Genomic DNA, 24,430 nt, shown 5'->3' with positions numbered 1-24,430 from the left:
TTTCGTGTTGCCGACAAGGCGAGAGCGGCGTTATCCCCGGGCATTAAAGAGCTGCCCATGCCGCTACCCCGTGAGAAAGAAAAATGCCAGTCAGTTGGCTTAACTGACTGGCATTACGCCTGGGCGCCCTTTATTGATTGGATTGTTTGCCGATCAACCTTCCCGGCTGTCGACCATGAAGGTGGCTTCGCCGGTGGCCACCAGCTTGTCACCGACATGCACGTCGGTACGGCACTTCACGCGGCGGCGTCGGTTGTCGATTTCGGTGACGGTGACGGAAGCGCGGGCGGTATCGCCGATATGGACCGGGGCGCGGAACTTGATCTGCTGATCGATGTAGATCGCGCCCGGGCCGGGCAGGCGGGTGCCGGCGACGGTGGAGATCAGGGCGGCGCTGAACATGCCGTGCACGATACGCTGCTTGAACGGCGTGGTCTTGGCGTACTCCTCGTTGATATGTACCGGATTATTGTCGCCGGAGATTCCGGCAAAGGTGTACACGTCCGACTCGGAGATGGTCTTGGCGTAGCTGGCGGTCATGCCTACTTCCAGATCTTCCAGATAGTATCCGTGCAGTTCCTGCATCCTAAAGTTCCTCAAACATGGCGGTGGTGGCTGTCGCAGTGGATACGCGACCAATGGGGAATCTTATCGCGAGTGGACAGTTTGCTAGTATAAGGGTATACCCTTATTTAAGGTCGAGCGGCTTCGGCCTTTCAACGCTTAATATTACAGGACAATATTACAGATGGTTGATTACAAAGCACCTTTGAAGGACATGCAGTTTGCTCTGCAACACAACGCCCGGCTGCCGCAGCTGGCCGCCTTGCCGCAGTTCGAGGAGGCGACCGAGGATATGGTGGCGGCGATCCTGGAGGAGGCCGGCAAGCTGGCCGGTGGTGTGTTGTCGCCACTTAACCCGGTCGGCGACAACCAAGGGGTGTCGCTGGAGGAGGGCCGGGTTCGGGTGCCCGAGGGCTTTGCCGAGGCCTACCAGCAGTTTGCCGAAGGCGGCTGGGGTTCGCTGCAGTTCGACCCGGAATATGGCGGTCAGGGGTTGCCCTACAGCCTGTCGATACCGGTAATGGAGATGTGGCAGTCGGCCAACATGGCCTGGGGGCTGTGCCCGCTGCTCAGCCAGGGCGCCGTTGAAGCGTTGAGTGCCAATGGCAGCGAATTGTTGAAAGCCCGCTATCTGCCGCAGCTGATCAGCGGCGAATGGACCGGGACCATGAACCTGACCGAGCCGCAGGCCGGTTCCGATCTGGCGGCGATCCGCAGCCGGGCCGAGCCGGATGGCGACTGTTACCGAATCCATGGCCAGAAGATCTTCATCACCTGGGGTGAGCACGAGATGGCCGAGAATATCGTTCATCTGGTACTGGCCCGTTTACCGGACGCGCCGGCCGGGGTGAAGGGGATCTCGCTGTTCCTGGTGCCTAAATACCTGGTGAACGAGGATGGCTCCCTGGGCGAACTGAATGACGTACGCTGTGTCTCGCTTGAACACAAGATGGGGATCCATGCCAGCCCGACCTGCGTGATGTCGTTCGGCGACAATGAAGGGGCGATCGGCTACCTGGTCGGGGAAGAAAACAAGGGACTGGCCTGCATGTTCACGATGATGAACAACGCCCGTCTGGCGGTGGGCTTGCAGGGGGTGGCGATCGCTGAACGGTCCTACCAGCAAGCGCTGGCTTACGCCAACGAACGCGAGCAGGCGGGCCTGATTATCCGTCATGCCGATGTGCGCCGGATGTTGCTGACCATGAAAACGCTCACCGAGGCGGGGCGTGCACTGGCATACGATGCCTGCGCCAGCCTGGATTTCTCCCATGCCAACGGCGACGCTGCTGAGCAGGCTCGCGCTGCGCTGCTGACACCGATCGTCAAAGGTTGGTGCACCGAGATCGCCCAGGAGGTCACCTCGTTGGGGGTGCAAGTGCACGGCGGCATGGGCTTTATCGAGGAGACCGGCGCCGCCCAGCACCAGCGTGACGCCCGTATCTTGCCTATCTACGAGGGAACCAACGGTATCCAGGCGATGGATCTGGTCGGTCGCAAGACCTTGTTCGATGGTGGCAGGGCGATGCAGGCATTGTTTGGCGAGATGGAGCAGACTTTGCTTCTGCTGCGTGAACAGTCGGCCTTTGGTGTCGAAGCCGAGCGTTTCGAGGCGGCGCTGCAACAAGCGCGTGCCGCATTCGACATGCTGCTGAATAAAGGCGGCCAGGATCGCCAGTGGCCCGGTGCGGTGGCGTTCAACTATATGATGCTGATGGGAACTCTGGCCGGCGGATGGCAGCAATTGCGTGCAGCGTTGGCAGCCAGTGAGGTGGTCGATGGCGACCAGCAGTTCCTGCAGGCCAAGGTGCTGGGTGCCCGTTTCTATATCGCCCAGATTCTGCCGCGCTGCGCATCCTATGCGGCAATGGTACTGAATGGCGCCGACGAAGTGCTGGCGATGGATGACGACCAACTGGCCTCCGCCTGGTACAGCTGAGTTGTTTTTTAATATGGCGGAACCTTAACTGTCCAGGTTCGGCTTCCGCCTTTTACTGCAAAGACGATTCTGCAATGGATGGGCTGCGCCTTCATTAGCTACTTAGTTGGTTTGTTTAGACTCGGTGGTTGGTCGCGGCTGAAGCCCCTCCTACAAGGTACGGGCTTTGTCGGAGGGGCTCCGGACGGGCAGTTTCAGTCGCGACCCTCCGCACTACAATAAAGCCGTTAGCTGTTAGCTATACAAGTTAACCCGCTTTAACCTCCGGCTGGCGGGCCAGCCGTTTGAGCTGTTCTACGCTGCCGGGCCGGCCGAGTAGGAAACCCTGGATTTCGTCACAGCCCAGTGCTTGCAGGAACTGCTGCTGTTCGCGGGTTTCCACCCCCTCGGCTACCACGCGCAGTCGCAGGCTGTGGGACATTCGGATAATGGCCTGGATCAGGTTCTCGTCATCAATATCGCCCGGCACATCCATGATGAACGAACGATCGATCTTGACCGTGTCGATCGGCAGTTTTTTCAGGTAAACCAACGACGAATAACCGGTGCCGAAGTCGTCAACCGACAGCTTGACCCCCATGGAGCGGATCTGATTCAGGGTGTGGATATAGTGATCGATATTCTCCATCACCTGATTTTCGGTAATCTCCAGCTCCAGCAGCTCTGGCGGAAGCCCGCTCTGTTCAAGACTGTATTTGATGTCCTGCAACAGGTTGCGGTCCCGCAGCTGGCGCGGCGACAGGTTGACCGCCACCGGGATATCCAGGCCGCCCTGGCGCCAGGCTGCCGCCTGTTGGCAGGCTTCCAGCAATACGAAGCGGCCGATATCGACGATCAGGTCGGATTCCTCGGCAACCGGAATGAACTCGTCCGGGGCAACCAGGCCGTATTCGCTATGGCGCCAGCGCAGCAACGCTTCGGCTCCCAGCACCTGTTCCCCCTGGATATCGAACCGCGGTTGGTATTGTACGAACAGCTCCTGATTGGTCAGGGCCTTATGCAGGCCGTCCTCATAATGGTGGCGCTGCTGGGTGAGCGCATCCATGTCGCGATCGAAGAACTGGATCACATTGCGCCCCTGCGACTTGGCCTGGTACATCGCCAGGTCGGCGTTACGGGTCAGGGTGTCGGCATCCGGGCCGTCGCGGTTGGACAGGGCGATACCGATACTGCCGGAGCTGAAACAGCGGATGTCACCCAGGTCGTAGGGCTCGTGCAGGGCTGCCAGGATGCGGTGAGCGATCTGTTCCACTTGGTCAGGGGTTTCTATCTCACGCAGAACGACGGTGAACTCATCCCCCCCTAGCCGGGCAACGGTATCCTTCACCGACAGGCAGGCGCGCAGTCGGTCCGACACCTGTTGCAGCAGCTGGTCGCCGAGATTGTGGCCGTAGGTGTCGTTAATGCTCTTGAAGCGGTCCAGGTCGATAAACATCACTGCAACGAAGTGGGGCGCGAGGGTGTCGCTCAGGGCTTTTTCCAGTCGTTGATAGAACAGACTGCGGTTGGGCAGCCCGGTAAGGCTGTCGTACAGGGCGAGCCGTTCCAATCGCTGCTCGGCGCTCTTGAGTTCGGTGATATCGGTCAGTAGCAGCACATCGCGGTACTGGCCATTGTCGGCGGTCAGCCGGGTGGCCGAGGTCAATACGGGCAGGGTACTGTCGTCGCTGCGTGGCAGCAGGCACTCGCCCTGCCAGCGGCGGGTGCGACTGAGTTGTGTCAGGATCTCCGGCCGGCTGGCCAGGAAGCGGCGTACGGCAGCGCCGCTGTCCTGTTCGGCGAAGCCGCTCATATCGGTAAACGCCCGATTGGAGGTCAGCGGCCGTTGTTGGCTATCCAGTACCACGATCGCTTCGGCGGTTTCGGCAAACACCTGGTGGGCCAGTTGCAGCTGGTCCTGGGTCTGCTTGATGGCGGTTATATCAGTGGCAATACCGCCGATGGCATAGGGCTGTCCCTGATCGTCGAGGATCGGAAACTTGCTGACCAGGTAGGAGGATGGCCCCTGAGGGCCGGATACTGTCATTTCGTATTGTACCGGCCGGATATCGCTAAGCACCTTGCTGTCTTGCGCCTGTACCAGTGCGCCCAGTCTGTGGTCCGCGATGGCGTCCTGGGGCTGGCTGCCGGAGAGCTGTTCGGGCGTCAGGTTCAGAACACTGGCCAGGCGCTTGTTGACCAGCTGATAGCGGTGTTCCAGGTCCTTGATGAAGATCAGGTCGGGGGAGTTGTCGATGATGCTGGCCAGCCGCTTGTCGCGATCGCGAATGCGCAGCAGCATCCGCTCCACGGCTGTACCGACCCGGATGAACTCCTGGAAGCGGCCGCCACTGAATGCCTGTGGCGAACCGCTCTCCGGCACCTGCTCGGCATAACGGGTCAGATGCAGCAGTGCGCTGCGGATCAGGTAAAGGATCGCCAGCAGAACGGTGACGCCGAGTATCATGACGATGAGTGCCGCAAAGCCGAGGTCGGAGGTATAGGCCGCCTGCAGCGACTGGTAAGCGCTGTTGGGCAGCAGCGACCGGACACTGTAATAGTTGCTGTGGCCGATACGCAGGTAGTGATCACGCAGGATGTTACTACCGGCGGTCAGCACGCCGTTGGGAATCAGGCTGGGTGCGCGCAATTGAGCCAGCTGCCCAGGTTCGCTTTCCAGACCGTCCAGAATCTCGCCGTCATGACTGAGAGAGATCGATTGGGAGCCGAACAACTGCTGCAGGTTGTTGATGATCCAGTAGTTGTTGTTCAACAGTACGAAACTGTGCAATTCTCCCATGACTTCGCCGGTATCTTCATCCACGACCGGTAGAGTCAATCGCAGCAGGTGATAGGTGTTGTCATCCCGTTCTACCTGAGTGCTGGTCCAGTTATTGAGCACGCTGTACTGTTTGCTCAATGACTCGAATGGCAGCTCCAGGCCCAGCAGGCTGAAGTTGGTCGCTGGAACAATTGGCCCGTCTTTATCCTCGATCACCATGGCATCGATGTGCTGACCGCTGTTGCTGGCCAGCAGATCGCTCAGGATGCGCGAAAGGGTGGCTGTGTCGTTGGCTGTCAGGGCCCGGCGAAGCTCCTGGATGCTGCTCAGCTCCTGGCTGATCTGCTGGATATTCTTGAACTGGGCATTCAGCAGGCTGCTGAGCGCGCGCTGGTCGCGCTCGTAAGCCAGCATGGTCTGGTGCTGCAGGGCCTTTTCCGATCCGAGGTAGGCGGGTGTCAGCAGAGTCGCCGAGCTGGCTGCCAGCAGCACCAATACCAGGGTCAGAATAACCGTCGAAAAACGAAGTGGTCGCACTTACGGGGTCTCCGGCGGTAGGCCACTAAGTCGGAATGCCTGCTGTTTCAATTGCTGAATTTGTGCCGGTTGCCAGTGGCTGTCCAGTAGCTTGATATCGCCAGCGAAAATGTGCGGCACCTGTTCCGGGCGGTCCTGTAGATCCAGTTTGATCGCTTCCGCCATGGCGATGCCGTTATCATCGTTGATACGCATTACGGTGACGTCCAGTCGGTCTTGCTGCAGCTCCCGCAGTTCGGCATCGCCGCCACCCCAGCCGTTCAGCAGAATGTCCTGCCGGCCTGTTTCCTCAAGCGCTTCAAGAGCGCCCAGGGCGACATCGGTGGAGCTTGCGAAGATCATCTTGATATCCGGGTGCTCTTTCAGGGCCCGTATGGTCGCGTCATGGGACTTTTTGCGGTTGCCGTCGGTGTAGTAGGCGCCGACCTGTAGCACCTGCGGGTGCTTGGCCGCTTCGCTGGCAAAGGTGTCGCCGCGCATCTGGCTGACATAGCCCGGCGAGAAGTAGAGCATCAGGTATTTGCCCTGGTAGTCGATCTCTTTCAGCATCCAGTCGGCCATCAGCTTGGTGCCTTGGGCGTGATCGAAGCCGACGTAAAGGAACGGGCGGTGGGTCTGCCAGCGTGCCAGCGGCGTAGTGATGTTCTGCAGAATAAGTTTCGGTTTGCCCCGGGCAAGCAAGCGTTCAATCATCCTGCCCTGCGGGGCGATATCCAGTGTGAACACCAGATAGTCCGGCTGCCACTGCAAGGCTTGAGATAGCTGCTGGCTTTGCAGGCTGGCGTCGACTGACGGGCGGGAAAAAAACGGCTTCAGTTCATACGGCAGCTGCATATCCTTGAGTCGCTGCTCGAACGAGAACAGGCTTCGGCGCCAATAGTCGGATGCCTGCAGGCCGGGGTAGATCACGGCGATGCGCACCGGGCGGTCGGGCGGGGTGGCGAGCGGGACAGCCGGGGCGCGTACCAGGTCCGCAAATTGCGCCATAATGGCGGGTTGTTCCGGGTGCTGGTTTATATAGCTGTCAATACGGATATAGTCACCCTCGGCGAGCAGCCAGGGGCTGAACGACAGCAGGGCGGACAGAATGGTGGTAGACAGCGATACTTTCCATGATGGGAACCTGAACATGGCTCTCTGACCTCCCGTCAGTTCCAATTTAAACGACAACTGCGATCACAACAGTTCCATATTGTCGGTTAGTGGAGCGACCACTGGCTATAAGTGTATTCGAAAGTTCTTCATCCGTTAAAAAAAACAGACCCTCTATTGATCGATATCTGTGATCCGCCGCAGCTATTCCGTTACGGGAGCCGACATCGCAGTCATCGATGCCGGGCTGGTTGCCTGTTCCGCGGGTGGTGTTAAAGCTGTTGCCTGTTGACAAAATCGGGTATGGTTACGCTCGATTTTGTGACCGGATGACTGAGACAGAACTCAACGATGATCATTAAACCGAAAATCCGTGGCTTTATCTGTACCACTACACATCCCACCGGCTGTGCGCAGAATGTGCGTGAACAGATTGAAATTACTCAGCAGCAAGGGGCCGTTGAAAACGGTCCGAAGCGGGTGCTGGTAATCGGTTCCTCCAGTGGTTACGGACTGGCGAGCCGGATTACTGCCGCATTCGGCTATGGCGCCGCTACTATTGGGGTGTTTTTTGAAAAGCCGGGTACTGAGCGTAAGCCGGGTACCGCCGGTTGGTACAACGCCGCGGCCTTCGATGCCGAAGCCCATAAGGCTGGCCTGTACGCCAAGAGCCTGCAGGGCGACGCTTTCAGCCACGAGGCGAAGCAGAAAACCGTTGATCTGATCAAACAGGATCTGGGTCAGATCGACCTAGTGATCTACTCGCTGGCCTCGCCTGTTCGCAAGATGCCGGATAGCGGCGAAGTCGTGCGTTCCTGCCTGAAACCGATCGGTGAGCCTTACAGTTCCACCGCCATCGATACCAACAAGGATTGCATCATCGAAGCGGAAGTCGAGCCGGCGACCGAGGAGGAGATCTCCAACACTGTGACCGTCATGGGCGGCCAGGACTGGGAACTCTGGATGCAGGCCCTGCAGGAGGGCGGCGTGTTGGCCGATGGCTGCAAGTCTATCGCCTACAGCTATATCGGTAGCGATATCACCTGGCCGATCTACTGGGACGGTGCACTTGGCAAGGCCAAGCAGGATCTGGACCGGGCTGCCGGCGAGATCGATTCTGAACTGGCGAAAACCGGCGGCTGCGGCCATGTGGCAGTGTTGAAGTCGGTGGTTACCCAGGCCTCCTCCGCGATTCCGGTGATGCCGCTGTATATCTCCATGTCCTTCAAGATCATGAAGGAGCTGGGCATTCACGAAGGCTGCATCGAGCAGATCAACCGGCTGTTCCGCGACCGCCTGTACGGCGAAAGCGAGATGCCGGTCGACGAAGCCAACCGCATCCGTCTGGATGACTGGGAACTGCGCGACGAGGTCCAGCAGGCGTGCCGCGAGACCTGGCCGAAGGTTACCACTGAGAACCTGTTCGAGCTGACCGACTATGCCAACTACAAGGCCGAATTCCTGAAGTTGTTCGGTTTCGGTGTTGAGGGTGTGGATTACGACGCCGATGTCAATCCGGAAGTCGAATTCGACGTGATCGATATCTGATCGCTTGGATTATTCCAGATAAAGGCGGCTCCAGGAGCCGCCTTTTTATATGGGGCGGTGCTTTTCAAAACGACCGTTTGACCTTATTCTGTCAGCTCAAATGCCAATCAAAGGAATGGTGGCCCTTATGTCTTCATGGATGAGATCACTCGTTGTGATTGCTCTCGCGAGCGTGCTGGTTGCCTGTGGTACAGCTGTCAAGCCTACCGCCAGCCTGAGCGCTGACTACCGTGTCACCTACGGTGATGTATCCCGCCTTCCCGCTAACGCGGAATTGATACTGCATTTCAAGGATTCGGCCGGTAACGATCTGGCTGCGCCGGATGTCCGGCTGCTACAGCGATTGCCGAGTGGTTTTCAATTGCCGGTCACGTTGGCCGACCGGGCCGGATCGATAACCGTGGAAGCGGCGCTGCGGCTGAATGGGCAGCCGATTGCCACCGGTAGTCTAATGGTAACAGCGGGCCGGGATAACCATCTGCAGCTGTTGCCCAGCCAGAATGAGAGTCGGCTCGGGGCGTTGGCGGGCACCCAGTGGCGTCTGCTGTCGGTCAATGGCCGGAACGCGCTTGAGTTCGTCGATGCCACGCTCAGTTTCGGCAGCGACGGCCTGTTGCGCGGTAGCGGTGGCTGCAATCGTTACGTCGCCAGCTATGCCCATCGGGGCAGCCTGATCAATATCGACGAGATCAGCAGTTCCCGAAAAATCTGCTTTGCCGCCGTGATGTATCAGGAGCATAACCTGCTGAAGATGCTACGCGACCTGGAGCGGGTGGAGCGTGATGGCCAGCAGCTGTTGCTTTACTCGCGTGGCCTGGATCAGCCGGCGCGGCTACAGTCTGCGACCCGGTTGCTTGGCAGTGCCGGCTAGCCTGCCGCTACTGAGGCCGGCGGTCGCCGTTGCCGCCGGTATCCCCCGCCTTTTCTAGCCGGTGATCGTCTGACATCGGTTAAATCGATTGATCTCAATCCGTCTTGCTCGCTACTTAGCGTTCGTTGTCGCTCTATCCGTCACCAGGTGACGTTGTTCTATCCTTTTCATTTAAGTGGCGTTGCAAATATGGCAAGACTGTTATTTGGTTGGGCCTATTGATGACGAAGCCTGGTCTCTGTCGATAGAGCTTGGCGTGGCGGCCGCGCGGAGTATGATGACAGGAATTGATAGTGATTTACGGTAGTGATACGGGGAGCCGTTAAGGAGTAGGTGTGGAAGCGGTGAACAATGTGGGCAATGAACTGCGTTTCGAAGTTGACGGGCATCTGATTGCCGCACTGGAGTTCGGTCCGCAGGACGGTGTTCCGGTGGTCGCGTTGCATGGCTGGCTCGACAATGCGGCCACCTACCGACTGCTGGCCCAGCATCTGCAGGGCATTCGCCTGATCGCACTGGACCTGATGGGGCACGGCTTCTCGGACCACCGGCCAGCGGCGATGCCTTACTATATTTGGGATAACGTTGCCGATGTGGTGGCGGTGCTGGATGAGTTGGGACTGAGTCAGGCGAATCTGCTCGGTCACTCGATGGGAGCCAGTATCGCCACTCTGCTGGCCGGATGCTATCCGGAACGGGTGGCCCGGCTCTGCCTGGTTGAGGGAATTGCGCCGTTGGTGTACGAGCCGCAGCAGCTGCCGCAGTTGATGGCGGCCGCGCTGGACAAAAGGCGTCGGATGCGCAACAAGACGCTGCGTCCGTACGGTTCCATCGATGAGGTGGTGCAGGCCCGGGTCAATGGCCGCTGGCCGGTATCGGAGCAGGCGGCACGCTGGCTGGTGGAGCGCGGTGTGGTGCAGAAGCACGATGGTATTTATTGGCGCAACGATGCCAGCCTGGTTTTACCATCCATCTTGCGGATGAGCGAAGATCAGGTAAGGGCATTCATCCGGGCGGTCGCCGCACCGGCCCAGGTGGTGCTGGGTAGGGAGGGGATCGAAAGTGATCTGATGCCGGAGCGGCTTGATTGCTTCCGGCAGTTGGAGGTGCACCGGGTGGCCGGCAATCACCATCTGCACCTGCAGGAGAGCGGTGCACGCTTCGTGGCCGGGCTGTTGAACGGCTGGACGGAGTGAATCTATCGCTGTGGCCGTTGCCCAATCAAACAGGCGATCAGTCGAGGGAAAGTATGAAGTCGTTGCAGCTGTTAGGAATCGGGTTGGGCATGGTTGCGCTGACGGTGCAGGCCGCCAGCGATGTCAGCGGTTCGACCGACCACCCGCTGCTGGACCGTTATCCGCGGGCCTACATAACCAACTATGAACAACGTCAGGAGCCGGATTATCGTTGGGCATTGGGGGCGCTGGAAAACGTTCGGGGCCGCGTGGAGCCGGAGAAATTGCGTCGCCTGTCCGGCACGCTGACCCGGATCAGCTACCGGATTCCTGACGGGGTCGGTCCGGACGAGGCGTTCGAGTATATGCAGAACCAACTGCTGAACAAAGAGGCCGCCGAGGTGTTCAGCTGTCAGGGGCGCCAGTGCGGCAGCAGCAATGAGTGGGCCAACGAAGTGTTTGACTATGCCCGGCTATACGGTGTCGAGCGAACCCAGTACTACGGCGCGTTCCAGTTTGGCGACACGGCTGTGTCGGTATACAGCGTGCAGCGTGGAAACCGGCGGGTCTATCTTCATCTGGACCTGTTGCAGCCGGAGAAAACCGACCTGGTCGATCAGTTGCGTCGGCAGGGGTACGTGCGCTGGCCGGACGGCGATGATCCGGCGCAGTTGGTTGCCTACCTGAAAAAGCAGGACCGGCCACTCTGGCTGGTGGGGCACAGCCGTAAGCAGCAGCCGCCGCAGGCGTCGATCGAGCAGTCGCGCCAGTTGGCGCAGCAGGTTGCGGAACAACTGATAGATGCCGGGGTCGAGGCAGAACGGCTGCAAGTATTCGGCGTCGGTGCATTGGTGCCGAGCGCAGTTAAACCGGGCCAGGAGGCGGTGTTTATCATTCAGCAGTAGGAGTCTGCACATGGCAACCACAGTGTCGCTGGTGCTAGGAAGTGGCGGTGCCCGCGGGTATGCACATATCGGCGTGATCGAGGAGCTGATCCGGCGTGGTTACCAGATAATCAGCGTCGCCGGTTGTTCTATGGGGGCGCTGGTCGGTGGCATCTATGCCGCCGGTGCACTGAATGACTATCGTGACTGGGTATGCGGGTTGCGCTGGATCGATGTCGTGCGGCTGCTGGATGTGACCTTCAGCAAGGGGGCGATTCGTGGCGATAAAGTTTTTGCCAAGCTGGAGCAGTTGGTCGGCGATCCGCTGATCGAGTCGTTGCCGATCAAGTATACCGCGGTAGCCACCGACATCACCTACCAGAAGGAGGTCTGGTTTCAGCACGGCTCGCTGTTACGGGCGATGCGGGCGTCGGTCGCCATTCCCGGCTTCTTTACCCCTGTCGTTCACGGGGAGCATGTGCTGGTCGATGGCGGGGTGCTCAATCCTCTGCCGATTATTCCGACCGTTGCCGCCCAGGCGGACCTGATCATCGGCGTTGACCTGAATGCCAGCCAGCATCCGGTGACCGGTACCGAGCTGCCATCAAACATCTATCTCGATCGGAGCGGTTTCACTGACGACTGGCCTGCACCGGGCAGTGAGGCAGAGAAACAGATGATGGGTAGCGGCCGGCGTCCGATGGGATCCCGGTTGGAGGGGCGACTGGATATTCTGCTCAGCTCGGTGGAGGTGATGCAGAGCAGCCTGACCCAGTACAAGGTGGCCGGCTATCCGCCCGATCTGATAATTCCGGTCGACAAGGCGATCTGCAGCTTTTTCGAATTTCACCGGGCGGTGGAAGTGATCGAGGCAGGGAGGCTGGCGGCGCGCGTCAGTCTGAGTCGATTGGAACGGGGCACGATGCCCCGTTCGGTTACCTGAAACCTGTTTTTGTCCCGATTTGATTCGCGATATCAGTTCGGCGCGGTTGCATCAGCCGGTGGCGGCGGGACGAGTCCGGCACGCGCACTTTACGCTTACTTGATCAGCGACACGAACTCGGCACGGCTGGTTCAGCAGATTGCTGCGGAACGAGCCCTGCTCGCAGGCCGGGTATTTACTTGATCAGCGGCATGAACTCGGCACGGCTGGTTCAGCAGATTGCTGCGGAACGAGCCCTGCTCGCAGGCCGGGTATTTACTTGATCAGCGACATGAATTCGGCGCGGGTGGCCGAATTACTGCGAAACGAGCCCAGCATCATCGAGGTCTTCATGCTGCCGCTCTGTTTTTCAACGCCGCGCATCATCATGCACATGTGCTTGGCTTCGATCACCACGCCGACGCCGGCGGCATTGGTGACGCTCTGGATCGCCTCGGCGATCTCCTTGGTCATGTTCTCCTGAATCTGCAGCCGGCGGGCGTACATGTCGACGATGCGGGCGATCTTCGACAGGCCGATCACCATCCCCTGCGGGATATAGGCGACATGGGCCTTGCCGATAAACGGCAGCAGGTGATGTTCGCACATGGAGTAGAACTCGATGTCCTGGACCACCACCATCTCGCTGTTATCGGACGGGAACAGGGCGCCGTTGACCACTTCCTCCAGGGACTGCTCATAACCGCGGTTCAGGAAGCGGAACGCCTTGGCGGCGCGCGCCGGTGTATCCAGCAATCCTTCGCGATTAAGGTCTTCACCGATGCTTTCGATGATCTCAGCGAATGCTTTTTCCATCTGGAGGGTCCTGTCGGGCTGCGATTTTAAAAAGGGCGTAACTTACGTCATTGCTCTGTCTAGGTAAAGAGTAGACCGGCCAAATTCAGCCGCCGCGCTTAAGCAAAACATAGAGTGCACCGGTACCGCCGTCGCGCGGCTGGGCCGAACAGAACGCCAGCACGCCGGGTAGCTGGCGCAGCCAGTCATTGACGTAGGATTTGATCAGCGGTTGCTGGCCTTGCTGGCTGAACGCCTTGCCATGTACCACGATTACGCAGCGGCTGCGTTGGCGCAGGGCGTCGCGGATAAATTTGCTGAGCTGGTCGCGTGCTTCGTCGATGCTGTAGCCGTGTAGATCAAGGCCGGCGTCCCAGGGGACGTGGCCCTGTTTCAGCCGCTTCAGTAGACCCAGCTGCACACCGGGACTGGCGAACAGTAGCTCCTCGTTGGACTCGACCAGTTCCACCGCTTCATTGGACAATCCGTCGATCACCCTGGCTTCGTTGCGCACCGCCGCCTCGCGACGGTAGTCGCGGCTGCTGTCACGTTTGCTCGGGGCGCCGGTATCGGCGCGATCATGTCGATGGCGGCTGACACCTTTCATCGCCTCGAAGAAGGCCTGCTGCTCCTCGTCCGGCGCCGATGAGGGTTTGTCTGACATGGCTTTCCTGTATGCTTTTCATTACTATAGCGGGCCCTGTTGGCCGCAGGGCAACCGGCGTTCGGCGTCCGGGCTTTCCGGCATCGGGCTTTTCCGGCGCCGGTGCTCTCCGGCCCGGAACAGGCGGGCCCGATCGGTAGGATCGGGATCGACAGTCTCTCAATCCCGTGATGGGCGTATTATCCACACAGTCATGATTAACGATCAAGCACAGCTGCAGGCCGACCTGCATACCATCCGCGACTATATCCGCTGGTGTACCAGCCAGTTCAACCAGCATCAGGTCTATTTCGGCCACGGCACCGACAGTGCCTGGGATGAAGCGGTGCAGTTGGTACTGGGGGCGCTGCACCTGCCCTGGGACGCCGACCCGCAGGTGATGGATGCCCGGCTGACCCGGGAGGAGAAGGCGCGCGTGATCGAGTTCGTGCGGCGCCGGGTTGAGGAACGGGTACCGCTGCCGTACCTGACCGGCGAGGCCTGGTTCTGCGGTCTGCCGTTCAATGTCGACGAGCGGGTGTTGATCCCGCGCTCGCCGATCGCCCAGCTGATTGAAAACCAGTTCACCCCCTGGCTGCGCGAAGGGCCGGTCGAGCGGGTGCTGGATCTCTGCACTGGCAGCGGCTGTATCGGTATCGCCTGTGCCTACGCCTTTGAGGAGGCCGAGGTCGATCTGCTCGACCTGTCCGCCGATGCGCTGGCGGTGGCCGAGCAGAATATCCAGCGTCATGAGCTGGCCGAGCGGGTACGCGCCGTCCAGAGCGACCTGTTTGCCGCGGTGCCGGGCGAGCGCTACGACCTGATCGTCTCCAACCCGCCCTACGTCGATGCCGCCGACCTGGCGTCGATGCCGCCGGAATACCAGCACGAGCCGGAACTGGCACTGGGCTCCGGTGAGGACGGTCTGGATATCACCCGCCGGATCCTGCGCGAAGCCGCCGACCACCTGACCCCGGGCGGGCTGCTGGTGGTCGAAGTCGGCAACAGCGAGGTGCATCTGATGAGCAAGTACCCGCAGCTGCCGCTGATGTGGGTCGATCTGCCCGAGGGGGGCAACGGGGTTTTTGCCATTACCCAGCAGGACCTGGCCGCCTGCCGTGATCAAATTTGAGCCGGCTGCCGTGCGCGGCGACCGAGTGCTAACAAGTTAACCGAACGCTAAATGGAGTGAGGAAACAGCATGTCTGGCAACAGCTTCGGGAAAATCTTTACCGTCACCACCTTTGGTGAAAGCCATGGGCCGGCTCTGGGCTGCATCATCGATGGCTGCCCGCCGGGAATCGAGCTGAGCGAAGCGGACCTGCAGAAAGACCTGGATCGCCGCAAGCCGGGCACCTCACGCCACACCACCCAGCGCCGCGAGCCGGACCAGGTGAAGATCCTGTCCGGGGTGTTCGAAGGCAAGACCACCGGGACTTCGATCGGCCTGTTGATCGAAAACACTGATCAGCGCTCCAAGGATTACTCCAATATCGCCGATACCTTCCGGCCGGCTCACGCCGACTATGTCTATACCCAGAAATACGGTTTCCGCGACTACCGCGGCGGTGGTCGTTCCTCCGCCCGTGAAACGGCGATGCGCGTCGCTGCCGGTGCGGTGGCCAAGAAGTACCTGGCCAGCAAGGGGATCGAGATTCGCGGTTACCTGTCCCAGCTGGGGCCGATCAAGATCAGTGAGAGCCGCTTTGACTGGGCCCAGGTCGCGCAGAATCCGTTCTTCTGCCCGGACTCCGAAGCGGCAGAGCAGATGGAAGAATACATGGACCAGTTGCGCAAGGAGGGCAACTCGATCGGCGCCAAGATCAACGTGGTGGCCGATGGCGTACCGGTCGGCCTGGGCGAGCCGATCTTCGACCGGCTGGACGCCGATCTGGCGCACGCGCTGATGAGCATCAACGCGGTCAAGGGGGTCGAGATCGGCGACGGTTTCGATGTGGTCAATCAGAAGGGCACCGAGCACCGTGACGAGATGACCCCGGAGGGCTTCCTGTCCAACCACGCCGGCGGCATTCTCGGCGGTATCTCCACCGGCCAGCAGCTCCGCGCCGCCATCGCCCTGAAGCCGACCTCCAGCCTGCGCCTGCCGGGCCGCAGTATCAATACCGCCGGCGAGCCGATCGAGGTGGTTACCAAGGGGCGTCACGACCCCTGCGTGGGTATCCGGGCCACGCCGATCGCCGAGGCGATGATGGCGATCGTGCTGATGGATCACCTGCTGCGCCACCGCGGCCAGAACGCGGACGTGCGCTGCACCACACCGGTCATTGGCTGACCGGACGCTGCGCCGGCTTGCCAAGCCGGCCGCAGCAGGGTATAAGCCCCGCTATATTTGATATCGATACCCAGCCGGTCCCGGCTGGGTATTTTTATTAGTTTCTCAGACCCCCGTTGGTGGCGGCCCTCGCCGAGGGCGACAGGGGGCAGAGCCGCCTGATCTGCGTCGGGTGGCTATAGATTTTTGCCCGCCGGCCGGTTGCCGGGCCGGCGGCAACAAGTTTGAACGCAACGCACAGGCTTGCGTTGCAAGGAGAGGGGATCCGATGACAAGTTACGTTGAAAAACTCTATGACGGCTACGGCCAGTCGTTCGATATCGATGAGGTGCTGTTCGAGCAGCAGACCGACTCCTGGCACCTGATCATCTTCCGCAACCGGATGTTCGGCACCGTGATGGCGCTGGACGGCATCATCCAGACCACCGAGCGCGACGAGTTCGTCTACCACGAGATGCTGACCCACGTACCGCTGTTCGCCCACGGCAGTGCCAAGCGTGTACTGATTATCGGCGGTGGTGACGGCGGCATCCTGCGCGAGGTCTGCAAGCATCCGGAAGTGGAGCACGTTACCCAGGTTGAGATCGACCAGGCGGTGATCGACATGTGCAAGGAGTACCTGCCGAACCACTCCGCCGGCGCCTTCGACGACCCGCGTGCCAACATCGTTATCGCGGACGGTATCGAATACGTCAGCACCACCGATGAGAAGTTCGACGTAATCATCTCCGACTGTACCGACCCGGTCGGTCCGGGCGAGGTGCTGTTCTCCAGCACCTTCTACGAGAACTGCAAGCGTTGCCTGAACGACGGCGGCATCTTCGTGGCGCAGAACGGTGTGGCCTTCATGCAGATTGACGAGGTGGTGACCACTCGCCGTCGGCTGAGTCCGTATTTCAGCGATCAGACCTTCTACACGGCGGCGGTACCGACCTATGTCGGTGGCGTGATGACCCTGGCCTGGGGGGGAGACGATGCGGCTCAGCGTCAGCTGCCGCTGGCCGAGCTGGAAGCGCGTTTCAAGGCGGCCGGCATCAAGACCCGCTACTACAACCCGGCGGTACATGCCGGTTGTTTCGCGCTGCCGCAGTATATCGAGGACGCGCTGGCGGACGCCTGACAGGCCCTTTAAGCGTTAAAATAAAAAGCCGACTTCGCGTCGGCTTTTTTGTCGTTTGCAGTTGTGGCAGATAGCGCCACGGCGTACTTATCTATCGACAACAAGGTTATGCACTCGATTCCCTATATCAGGCTATCCGGTTTCTACTTCTTCTACTTCGCGCTGCTGGGCGCGCTGGTGCCGTATTGGGCGCTCTATCTGAAGGAGCTGGAGTTTTCCGCCGAGTCGATCGGCCTGCTGATGGCGATCCTGCAGGCGTCGCGGGTCGTGGCGCCCAATGTCTGGGGCTGGGTGGCGGACCGTACCGGTCGTCGGGTGCAGATTGTCCGCTACGGCGCCGCACTGACCTGCCTGCTGTTCGGCGCGATCTTCTGGCAGCAGAGCCTGTGGGGGATCGCCCTGGTTTCCGCCGGCTTCAGCTTTTTCTGGAATGCGGTGCTGCCGCAGTTCGAGGTGCTGACGCTCGGGCATCTCGGCGAGCAGCGCGAGCGCTACAGCCAGGTGCGGCTGTGGGGCTCGGTCGGTTTCATTGTCACGGTGGTGGGGCTGGGCTGGTTGTTCGACCTGATCGCGGTCGGTTGGCTGCCGCATATCATGCTGGGGCTGATGCTGCTGATCTGGCTGAACACGCTGCTGATCAGCCCGCCGCCATCGCGTGTCGGTCGGCGCTCATCCGGCGAGGGCTTCCTGCAGCAATTGCTGCGCCCGCAGGTGCTGGCGTTCTTCGCAATTTGCTTTTTGGTGCAGTTCGGCCACGGTCCCTACTACACCTTCTACAGCGTACTGATGGAGGGGCTGGGTTACAGCCGCGGCGAGATCGGCCTGCTGTGGGCGGTGGGGGTGGTCGCCGAAGTGCTGATCTTTCTTATCATGCCGGCACTGCTCAGCCGCTTTGGTATCCGTACCATCATGCTGGTCAGTCTGCTGCTGTGCGTGCTGCGTTGGCTGATGATCGGGCTCTGGCCGGAGCAGTTAGGGCTGATGTTGCTGGCCCAGACGCTGCATGCCGCAACCTTTGGCACTCTGCATGCGCTGGGTATTGCGCTGGTGCACCATTATTTCAGCGATCGCTGCCATGGCCAGGGGCAGGCGCTGTTCTCCAGCGCCGGCTTCGGCGCCGGCGGTGCCTGTGGGGCGTTGGTCAGTGGCTTGCTGTGGGAGAGTGCCGGTCCGCTGGCTACGTTCGGGCTGGCGGCGGCCGGAAGCCTGGTTGCGATCGTGCTGGCAACCGTCTGGATCTATCCGGAAAAACTGCAGCAAAATTGATCGTTAAGTTGTTTTGCATTGCAGTTGGTATAGTATAGGAATCAGTGTCTTGTAGCGTCGCCGACGAGTGACCGAGGAGCGACTTATGAAGTTCAAAATCGATGTGGAGATGACCCCCGAAGAGCTGCGTAAGGCGATGGGGTTGCCCGATGTGACCGGCCTGCAAGAAGAGATGATGGACAAAATCAGGGAGCAGATGGAGGCCGGTGTCGAAGGCTACGATGCACTGACGCTGTTCAAGCCTTACCTGACCAGTGGGCTCGGCTCGATGGAGGTAATGCAGAAACTGATGATGGGCATGATGGGGCAGTACGCCGGCTCCAAGAAGAGTTCCGACTGACCGCAGTGTCGATTGGCCGCAGTGACGACTGACCGCAGTAACGACTGGCGGGCGCTCGGAACGGATAATCACCGGAAGAGAGAGAAGTGTTTTGCGTATTCTCAGAAAGTACACCAACCGCCGACTCTACGACACCTCGCGCAGCTGCTACGTGACGTTGGAGGATGTGAAGCAACTGGTGCTCAATGGCGAAGCCTTTCAGGTGCAGGATTCCAAGACCGGCAACGACCTGACCCGCAACATCCTGTTGCAGATCATCAGTGAGCAGGAGGCCCAGGGGCATGGCACCCTGCTGACCAACCAGGTGCTGCAGCAGCTGATCCGTTTCTACGGCGACAGCATGCAGGGGATGATGGCCCAGTACCTGGAGCAGAGCATCGCCTCCTTTCTGGAGCATCAGGAACGGATCCGCGAACAGATGCAGACCATGATGGGCGCGGCCAATCCGCTGACCATGATGAACCGGATCGCCGACCAGAACATGGCGATGTGGAATATGTTCAGCCCGGGCGGCTCGGCGGAGCATCACAATCCCGGTGACGATCAGAACAAAGACGACGAGGGCAGCGGCAACAAAGGCTCCGGCTGACCCGTTGACGTCGTTCACTTGCAACGCCCAAAGCCGTCCATTGTGACGGCTTTGTTGTTTGCGGCGGCTACACTGTAGTCAGTGCGGACAACCGATGAGGTGCTGTGATGGAACTGGACGAATTGCGCCGGATGATCGCCATGGACCGGATTCGTGAGGGGATACTGAAACCCGGCCATGACGGCAACGGTTGGCTGGTGGCGCTGGAGGACAATGAGGGCCACCAGTTGCCGCTGACCCAGCCGGGCGGTCAGGAGAAGATCTACCACTCGCTGGATAATGCCACCGCGGTGCTGCACGAGCTGGGGATCAGCCGGATCAGTATCGTGGAGCGCTTCTGAGCCGCCACCTCACTTGGCCCCGCTATGCTGCGCGTGACCGGGCTCTGCAAGAGCTATCACCAGGCGGATCGCCGCCAGTCGTTGCTGCAGGGGGTCGACCTGGATCTGGACGCCGGCCAGGTGGCGATGTTGCTGGGGCCGAGCGGCAGCGGCAAGTCGACCCTGCTGAACCTGCTGGCGGGTATCGAGCCCTCCGATGCCGGCAAGATCCAACTTGATGACACCGAACTGACGGCATTGGACGAGCCGGGCCGTACCCGGCTCAGGCGTCGTCGCATCGGGGTGATCTATCAATTCTTCAATCTGGTGCCGACCCTGACCGTTTGGGAGAACGTACTGCTGCCACTGGCGTTGAACGGCCGGTTGGCGGAACAGGGGCGCGCCGTCGACCAGCTGCGTCAGTTGGGACTCTATGAATTGAAGAGCCGCTTTCCGGAACAGCTGTCCGGTGGTGAACAGCAACGGGCGGCGATCTGCCGGGCACTGATTCATCAGCCGGCGCTGGTGCTGGCCGACGAACCGACCGGCAGCCTGGATGCCGACAGTGCGGAAACCGTAGTGCAGTTGCTGCTGGAGCAGGTGAGGGCCGGTAACCAGGCGTTGCTGATGGTCACCCACAGCGAACCGCTGACCCGCCATGCCGACCGGGTCTGGCGGCTGCAGCAGGGGCGGTTGGAGGTTGAGCGCTGATGCTGGCGCGGGCCAGTCTGCGCTATTTTCGCCACCACCCCTGGCAACTGGTGCTGCTGTTGACCGGCCTGGCGCTGGGGGTTGCGATGGTGGTCGCGGTGGATATCAGCATCGCCAGCGCCCGACAGAGCTTCCGGCTTGGCCAGCAGCAATTGCACGGTGTGGCCACCCACCGGATAAGCGCCGAGCCGGACCTGCCGGAATCGCTGTATGTGCAGCTGCGATTACGGCCTGAGCAGTGGCCGGCGCTGCCGTTGATCCAGACCCCGGTAACCGGCCGTTCGCCAATCGACGGCCGTGACTTGCTGTTGCAGCTGGTCGCCAGCGATCCGTTACGGTTGAGCGGTTTCCGGACCGAGCTGGCTGGTGCGTTGCCCGGCGCCACCGACTGGAATCCGCAACGGGGCGGTTGGCTGTCGGCGGCTACGGCACGGCGGCTGGGGTTGGCACCGGGTGATCAGCTGGCGCTGCATAGCCGCTATGGTCTGCTGACGGTTCGGCTGGCCGGTTTGCTGGCCGATAGTGAGCAACCGTTGATGCAGAACCTGCTGCTGCTGGATATCGGCCTGGCGCAGCAACTGCTCGGGCGGTCGGGGCGGCTGGATGCGATCGACCTGGTGTTGACCGATAGCGAGGTTGCCGCCGTCAACGCCTTGCTGCCGGCCGGCGTGCAGATGATGCCAACCCCGTTGCTGCAAGCGCAGCAGGCGCGGATCAGCGATGCGCTGTTTTTCAATCTGCAGGCGCTTGGCTTTCTGGCATTGGCACTTGGCCTGTTCCTGGTGTTCAACAGCGTCTGGTTTTCATTGACCCAGCGGCGGCCGGTCTACGCCCAGCTGCGAGCGATCGGGCTGAGCGGGCGAGAGCTGTACCGCTATCTGCTGTTGGAGGTGACCGGCCTGGCGCTGCTGGGCTCCACTCTTGGGCTGCTGCTCGGTGTACTGCTGGGGGGGCAGCTGTTGCCGCTGATGTTGCGCATCCAGACCGACCTTTATGCCAGTCAGTCGATCGAACTGCTGCAACTGGGTACATCGGATCTGCTGAAGGCGATGCTGCTCGGTGTCGGCGGCAGCCTGCTGGCCGCCTGGTATCCCTGCCGACAGCTGGCCAGGCTGCCGCCCCGGCGGATGCAGTTGCCGATGGCGCAGGCGGTGCAACTGCAGCGGTTAAGCTTGCGGGTTGTGTATCTCCTGCTGCCGTTGACCCTGCTGATGATGCCGATTCTGTTCTATACCGATAGTAGCTTGCCGGGCGCGTACCTGGCGGTCGCCCTGTTGTTGCTGAGCTTTGCACTGTTGGTACCGCTGTTGGCGCGGGGGCTGTCCGCCGGGCTGGGCCGGTTGTTGCGTGCCCTGCCGGCGGCAGATCGATGGCCGTTGCTGCAGATGGTGGTCGGCGACCTCCACCGGCACCTGAGTCGGACCCTGGTCGCGGCGATGGTGCTGATGATCGCCGTGGCGGTCACCCAGGGGATGAGCGGCATGGTCGACAGTTTTCGCCTGGCGCTGCTGGGCTGGCTGCAGACCCGGCTGAATGCCGATCTTTATATCAGCCGGCAGACGGCGGTACCCGGTGTACGGCTGCCATTGCCGGCGAATCTCCTACAGGAGCTGGAACGACGGCCGGAGCTGTTGGCTCTGGTGGGGTGGCAACGTCAGTCGTTGGCCCTGGCGGGGCGGCCGGCCACGCTATTGGCCAGTGAGTTTCCCGTTCAGGCACGCAGTGGTTACCGCTTCCGCCAGGGCGATGCCGAAAAGATCTGGTCGCGATTGCTGGCGGAGCCCTCGCTGCTGCTTAGCGAGCCGCTGGCCAACCGGTTGGCTTTGCGGCCTGGCGATCGGTTGACGCTTAACACGCCGGCAGGGGAGGTCCATCTGCCGCTGCTTGCTGTTTACTACGATTACGGTAGCGACAGCGGTCGATTGATGATGGCGCGGCGATTCTTCCAGCAGTACTGGCCCGGCGTAGAAACCGGTTCGGCGGCGCTCTATCTGCAGCCGGGCACGGCTGAAAACCTGGCGGCCTGGTTGCAACAGCAATGGGGCGAAGAGCTTGGCTTGCAGGTGGTTCCCGCAGCGGCGTTGCTCACCGCCAGCGAGCGGGTGTTCGACCGCACCTTCCGTATTACCGAAGCGTTGCGTGTATTAACGGTGCTGGTGGCGCTGTTCGGTATCGTCAGCGCCCTGTTGGCACTGCAACTGGAACGCAGCCAGGAGGTTTCGCTGCTGAAGGCGCTCGGTTTCAGCCCGGCGGAGTTGTTCCAGCTGTTGAGTGGCCAGGCGCTGCTGCTGGGGTTGGTGGCGGGGCTGGTGGCGATCCCCTGCGCCGAGTTGTTGGCCTGGTGGCTGACCGAGGTGGTGCAGCTGCGGGCGTTTGGCTGGTCGATCCCGTACCGGCCGCAGGCCGGCAGCTGGTGGCAGGCGTTGCTGTTGGCCGGTAGCGCATCGCTGTTGGTATCGATCTACCCGGCCTGGCGGTTTGCCCGCCGGTCGGCGGTACGTAGAGCCGATTAAGGGCCTTGTCACAGGTTCCTACCACGATGGAGGAGAGGCAGATGAAGGGCAAGCACGTAGTGTTGTTATTGCTGGTGGCAGTGATGTTGATGCTGGTTACGCTGCTGGCGCAGACTGAATCCGACCATCCCCGTAGTCGGGCGCAGTCGGGTATCCAGACGGAATCGATGCCGCTGAGCGAGGTGCTGGCGGACACCGATACGACAGCGTCATTTCAACAGGCACGTAGCGGCGAGCTGCTGAGTTTTCCCGCTGATCACCTGGCCCATCCCGGTTTCCGCAGCGAGTGGTGGTACCTGACCGGCAATCTGCAGCAGGTGGCGAATGATTCGCAGCGCTACGGGTTTCAATTCACCCTGTTTCGCCAGGCACAGGCTGCTGAGCAGCAGGTCGGCAACCCCTGGCTGGAGCCCCAGCTTTATATGGCGCATATGGCGTTGGCGCTGATCGATGAGCAGACGCATCTGGTCGCCCAGCGATTGAGCCGGGCTGGGCCGGGGTTGGCGGGCAGCGCTGCGCAGCCATTGGCGCTCTGGCTGGAGAGCTGGCGGCTACAGGCCGAGCGGCCGCAGACGTTGTTTCCCGCGCAACTGGAGGCCTGGGACCCGGAGCAGCAGTTTGGTTATCGCTTGCAGCTGGTTCCGATGAAGCCAAAGGTGCTGCAGGGGGAGGATGGCTACAGCGCCAAGCGTCATGAGGCGGGCCATGGCTCGCACTACTACTCTTATACCCGGTTGTCGGTTAGCGGCGAGTTGCAACTGGCCGGACGGACGATTCCGGTGACGGGGTTGGCCTGGTACGACCATGAGTGGGCCAGCAGTCCGCTGGCCGACTACCAGAGCGGCTGGGACTGGTTCGCCCTGCAGCTTGAGGATGGCCGGGAGTTGGTGCTGTTCCGGCTGCGTAGTCACAGTACGGAATATGCCGACTTTCAGTATGCGGCCTTGATCGGCGCCGAGGGGGAAAAACGGCTATTGGCACCGGCCCAGCTCAGCCTGCGTGAGACCCGCTACTGGCAGAGCCCCTCCGGCAGCCGTTATCCGGCCGGCTGGCAGCTGGAAATACCGGAGCAGGATATCAGCCTGAAAGTGCAGCCCCGTTTCGCCGATCAGGAGATGCGGCTGGCGTTCCGCTACTGGGAGGGGGCGGTGTTGGTCAGCGGCTCTCACCCGGGGCAGGGGTATGTCGAGCTGACCGGCTATTAGTCGCGGTGAACTTCGAACACGCCTGCGTCTGACTTCTTATCGCCCTCGGAGCGGGCTGCTACGACAGGGTTCTGTAGCAGCGGGCTTGGCATGCCCTTTGGGTATCGACCGCGACGGGCGTGGTGCGATTCGCGGATATCGCCCTCAGAGCGGGCTGCTACAAAGCGTGGTGCTCGTAACAGCGGGCTCTGACCGCGACGGCCTGGTGCGGTCCGTGGATATCGCCCTCGGAGCGGGCTGCTTGTATCTCTCGTTGATGGGTGATTAGCTACCGCCCATCGCAAGGAGCCGGTGAGCCAGGCGGGCTGCGAAGTCGAAAAGACTGCCCTGTAGATGAGGCCC

General features: G+C 60.9%; 21 protein-coding genes. 16 read left to right on the top strand and 5 right to left on the bottom strand.

Annotated features, from left to right (window positions below):
- Window positions 1–153 precede the first annotated feature (153 nt).
- The gene (locus K6T12_RS19140) at window positions 154–585 is read right to left on the bottom strand and encodes a MaoC family dehydratase (protein ID WP_222224500.1); all 432 of its coding nucleotides are present in this window, start codon (window positions 583–585) and stop codon (window positions 154–156) included.
- A 163-nt stretch (window positions 586–748) separates the two neighbouring features.
- Between K6T12_RS19140 and K6T12_RS19135 the strand changes: the two genes are divergently transcribed.
- Window positions 749–2,503: an acyl-CoA dehydrogenase family protein gene (locus K6T12_RS19135; protein WP_222224498.1), complete on the top strand. Its 1,755-nt coding sequence runs from the start codon at window positions 749–751 to the stop codon at window positions 2,501–2,503.
- A 247-nt stretch (window positions 2,504–2,750) separates the two neighbouring features.
- Here the strand turns inward: K6T12_RS19135 and K6T12_RS19130 are convergent, their stop codons facing one another.
- Together K6T12_RS19130 and K6T12_RS19125 are read right to left on the bottom strand one after the other, a co-directional pair.
- Window positions 2,751–5,801, bottom strand: coding sequence for an EAL domain-containing protein (locus tag K6T12_RS19130; protein WP_222224497.1), 3,051 nt, complete (start codon window positions 5,799–5,801; stop codon window positions 2,751–2,753).
- Window positions 5,802–6,932, bottom strand: a complete 1,131-nt coding sequence (locus K6T12_RS19125; protein WP_222224496.1) for a substrate-binding domain-containing protein — start codon at window positions 6,930–6,932, stop codon at window positions 5,802–5,804.
- Window positions 6,933–7,244: 312 nt separating this feature from the next.
- Here K6T12_RS19125 and fabV point away from each other — a divergent pair, with 312 nt between their 5' ends.
- The 5 genes from fabV (at window position 7,245) to K6T12_RS19100 (ending at window position 12,314) form a co-directional block, all read left to right on the top strand.
- Window positions 7,245–8,441 (top strand): enoyl-ACP reductase FabV, encoded by a 1,197-nt coding sequence (fabV, locus tag K6T12_RS19120; RefSeq protein WP_222224495.1) that lies wholly within the window; start codon window positions 7,245–7,247, stop codon window positions 8,439–8,441.
- A 154-nt stretch (window positions 8,442–8,595) separates the two neighbouring features.
- Window positions 8,596–9,312, top strand: coding sequence for an META domain-containing protein (locus K6T12_RS21795; protein ID WP_222224494.1), 717 nt, complete (start codon window positions 8,596–8,598; stop codon window positions 9,310–9,312).
- A 335-nt stretch (window positions 9,313–9,647) separates the two neighbouring features.
- Window positions 9,648–10,508, top strand: coding sequence for an alpha/beta fold hydrolase (locus K6T12_RS19110; protein WP_315853631.1), 861 nt, complete (start codon window positions 9,648–9,650; stop codon window positions 10,506–10,508).
- A 53-nt stretch (window positions 10,509–10,561) separates the two neighbouring features.
- Window positions 10,562–11,392, top strand: a complete 831-nt coding sequence (locus K6T12_RS19105) for a DUF4892 domain-containing protein (RefSeq protein ID WP_222224493.1) — start codon at window positions 10,562–10,564, stop codon at window positions 11,390–11,392.
- A 10-nt stretch (window positions 11,393–11,402) separates the two neighbouring features.
- Window positions 11,403–12,314: a patatin-like phospholipase family protein gene (locus K6T12_RS19100; protein ID WP_222224492.1), complete on the top strand. Its 912-nt coding sequence runs from the start codon at window positions 11,403–11,405 to the stop codon at window positions 12,312–12,314.
- A 255-nt stretch (window positions 12,315–12,569) separates the two neighbouring features.
- Here the strand turns inward: K6T12_RS19100 and folE are convergent, their stop codons facing one another.
- The gene (gene folE / locus K6T12_RS19095; RefSeq protein WP_222224491.1) at window positions 12,570–13,109 is read right to left on the bottom strand and encodes a GTP cyclohydrolase I FolE; all 540 of its coding nucleotides are present in this window, start codon (window positions 13,107–13,109) and stop codon (window positions 12,570–12,572) included.
- 85 nt (window positions 13,110–13,194) lie between these two features.
- The gene (locus tag K6T12_RS19090) at window positions 13,195–13,752 is read right to left on the bottom strand and encodes a Smr/MutS family protein (protein ID WP_222224490.1); all 558 of its coding nucleotides are present in this window, start codon (window positions 13,750–13,752) and stop codon (window positions 13,195–13,197) included.
- 193 nt (window positions 13,753–13,945) lie between these two features.
- Between K6T12_RS19090 and prmB the strand changes: the two genes are divergently transcribed.
- The 10 genes from prmB (at window position 13,946) to K6T12_RS19040 (ending at window position 24,088) form a co-directional block, all read left to right on the top strand.
- Window positions 13,946–14,863, top strand: a complete 918-nt coding sequence (prmB, locus tag K6T12_RS19085) for a 50S ribosomal protein L3 N(5)-glutamine methyltransferase (RefSeq protein ID WP_222224489.1) — start codon at window positions 13,946–13,948, stop codon at window positions 14,861–14,863.
- A gap of 69 nt (window positions 14,864–14,932) precedes the next feature.
- On the top strand, window positions 14,933–16,024 hold the full coding sequence (gene aroC / locus K6T12_RS19080; RefSeq protein ID WP_222224488.1) for a chorismate synthase: 1,092 nt from the start codon (window positions 14,933–14,935) through the stop codon (window positions 16,022–16,024).
- Between the two features lie 268 nt (window positions 16,025–16,292).
- Window positions 16,293–17,144, top strand: coding sequence for a polyamine aminopropyltransferase (gene speE / locus K6T12_RS19075; protein ID WP_222224486.1), 852 nt, complete (start codon window positions 16,293–16,295; stop codon window positions 17,142–17,144).
- A 108-nt stretch (window positions 17,145–17,252) separates the two neighbouring features.
- The gene (locus K6T12_RS19070) at window positions 17,253–18,410 is read left to right on the top strand and encodes an MFS transporter (protein ID WP_222224485.1); all 1,158 of its coding nucleotides are present in this window, start codon (window positions 17,253–17,255) and stop codon (window positions 18,408–18,410) included.
- An 85-nt stretch (window positions 18,411–18,495) separates the two neighbouring features.
- On the top strand, window positions 18,496–18,750 hold the full coding sequence (locus K6T12_RS19065; RefSeq protein WP_222224484.1) for a DUF6489 family protein: 255 nt from the start codon (window positions 18,496–18,498) through the stop codon (window positions 18,748–18,750).
- Between the two features lie 91 nt (window positions 18,751–18,841).
- Window positions 18,842–19,339: a polyhydroxyalkanoate synthesis repressor PhaR gene (gene phaR, locus K6T12_RS19060; RefSeq protein ID WP_255611908.1), complete on the top strand. Its 498-nt coding sequence runs from the start codon at window positions 18,842–18,844 to the stop codon at window positions 19,337–19,339.
- 107 nt (window positions 19,340–19,446) lie between these two features.
- Window positions 19,447–19,680, top strand: a complete 234-nt coding sequence (locus K6T12_RS19055) for a hypothetical protein (protein ID WP_222224483.1) — start codon at window positions 19,447–19,449, stop codon at window positions 19,678–19,680.
- A 24-nt stretch (window positions 19,681–19,704) separates the two neighbouring features.
- A complete protein-coding gene (locus K6T12_RS19050; RefSeq protein ID WP_222224482.1) occupies window positions 19,705–20,370 on the top strand; it encodes an ABC transporter ATP-binding protein in 666 nt (221 codons plus the stop codon).
- Window positions 20,370–22,883: an ABC transporter permease gene (locus tag K6T12_RS19045; protein WP_222224481.1), complete on the top strand. Its 2,514-nt coding sequence runs from the start codon at window positions 20,370–20,372 to the stop codon at window positions 22,881–22,883. Before K6T12_RS19050 ends, K6T12_RS19045 begins: the two co-directional genes overlap by 1 nt.
- A gap of 41 nt (window positions 22,884–22,924) precedes the next feature.
- A complete protein-coding gene (locus K6T12_RS19040) occupies window positions 22,925–24,088 on the top strand; it encodes a lipocalin-like domain-containing protein (RefSeq protein ID WP_222224480.1) in 1,164 nt (387 codons plus the stop codon).
- Window positions 24,089–24,430 lie beyond the last annotated feature (342 nt).

Origin of the sequence: Marinobacterium arenosum (assembly GCF_019795155.1) — a bacterium.
In the GTDB taxonomy this organism is placed as follows: Bacteria; Pseudomonadota; Gammaproteobacteria; order Pseudomonadales; family Balneatricaceae; genus Marinobacterium_C; species Marinobacterium_C arenosum.
The sequence above is the reverse complement of the archived record's forward strand: the minus strand, read 5'-3'. Positions and strand labels throughout refer to the sequence as shown.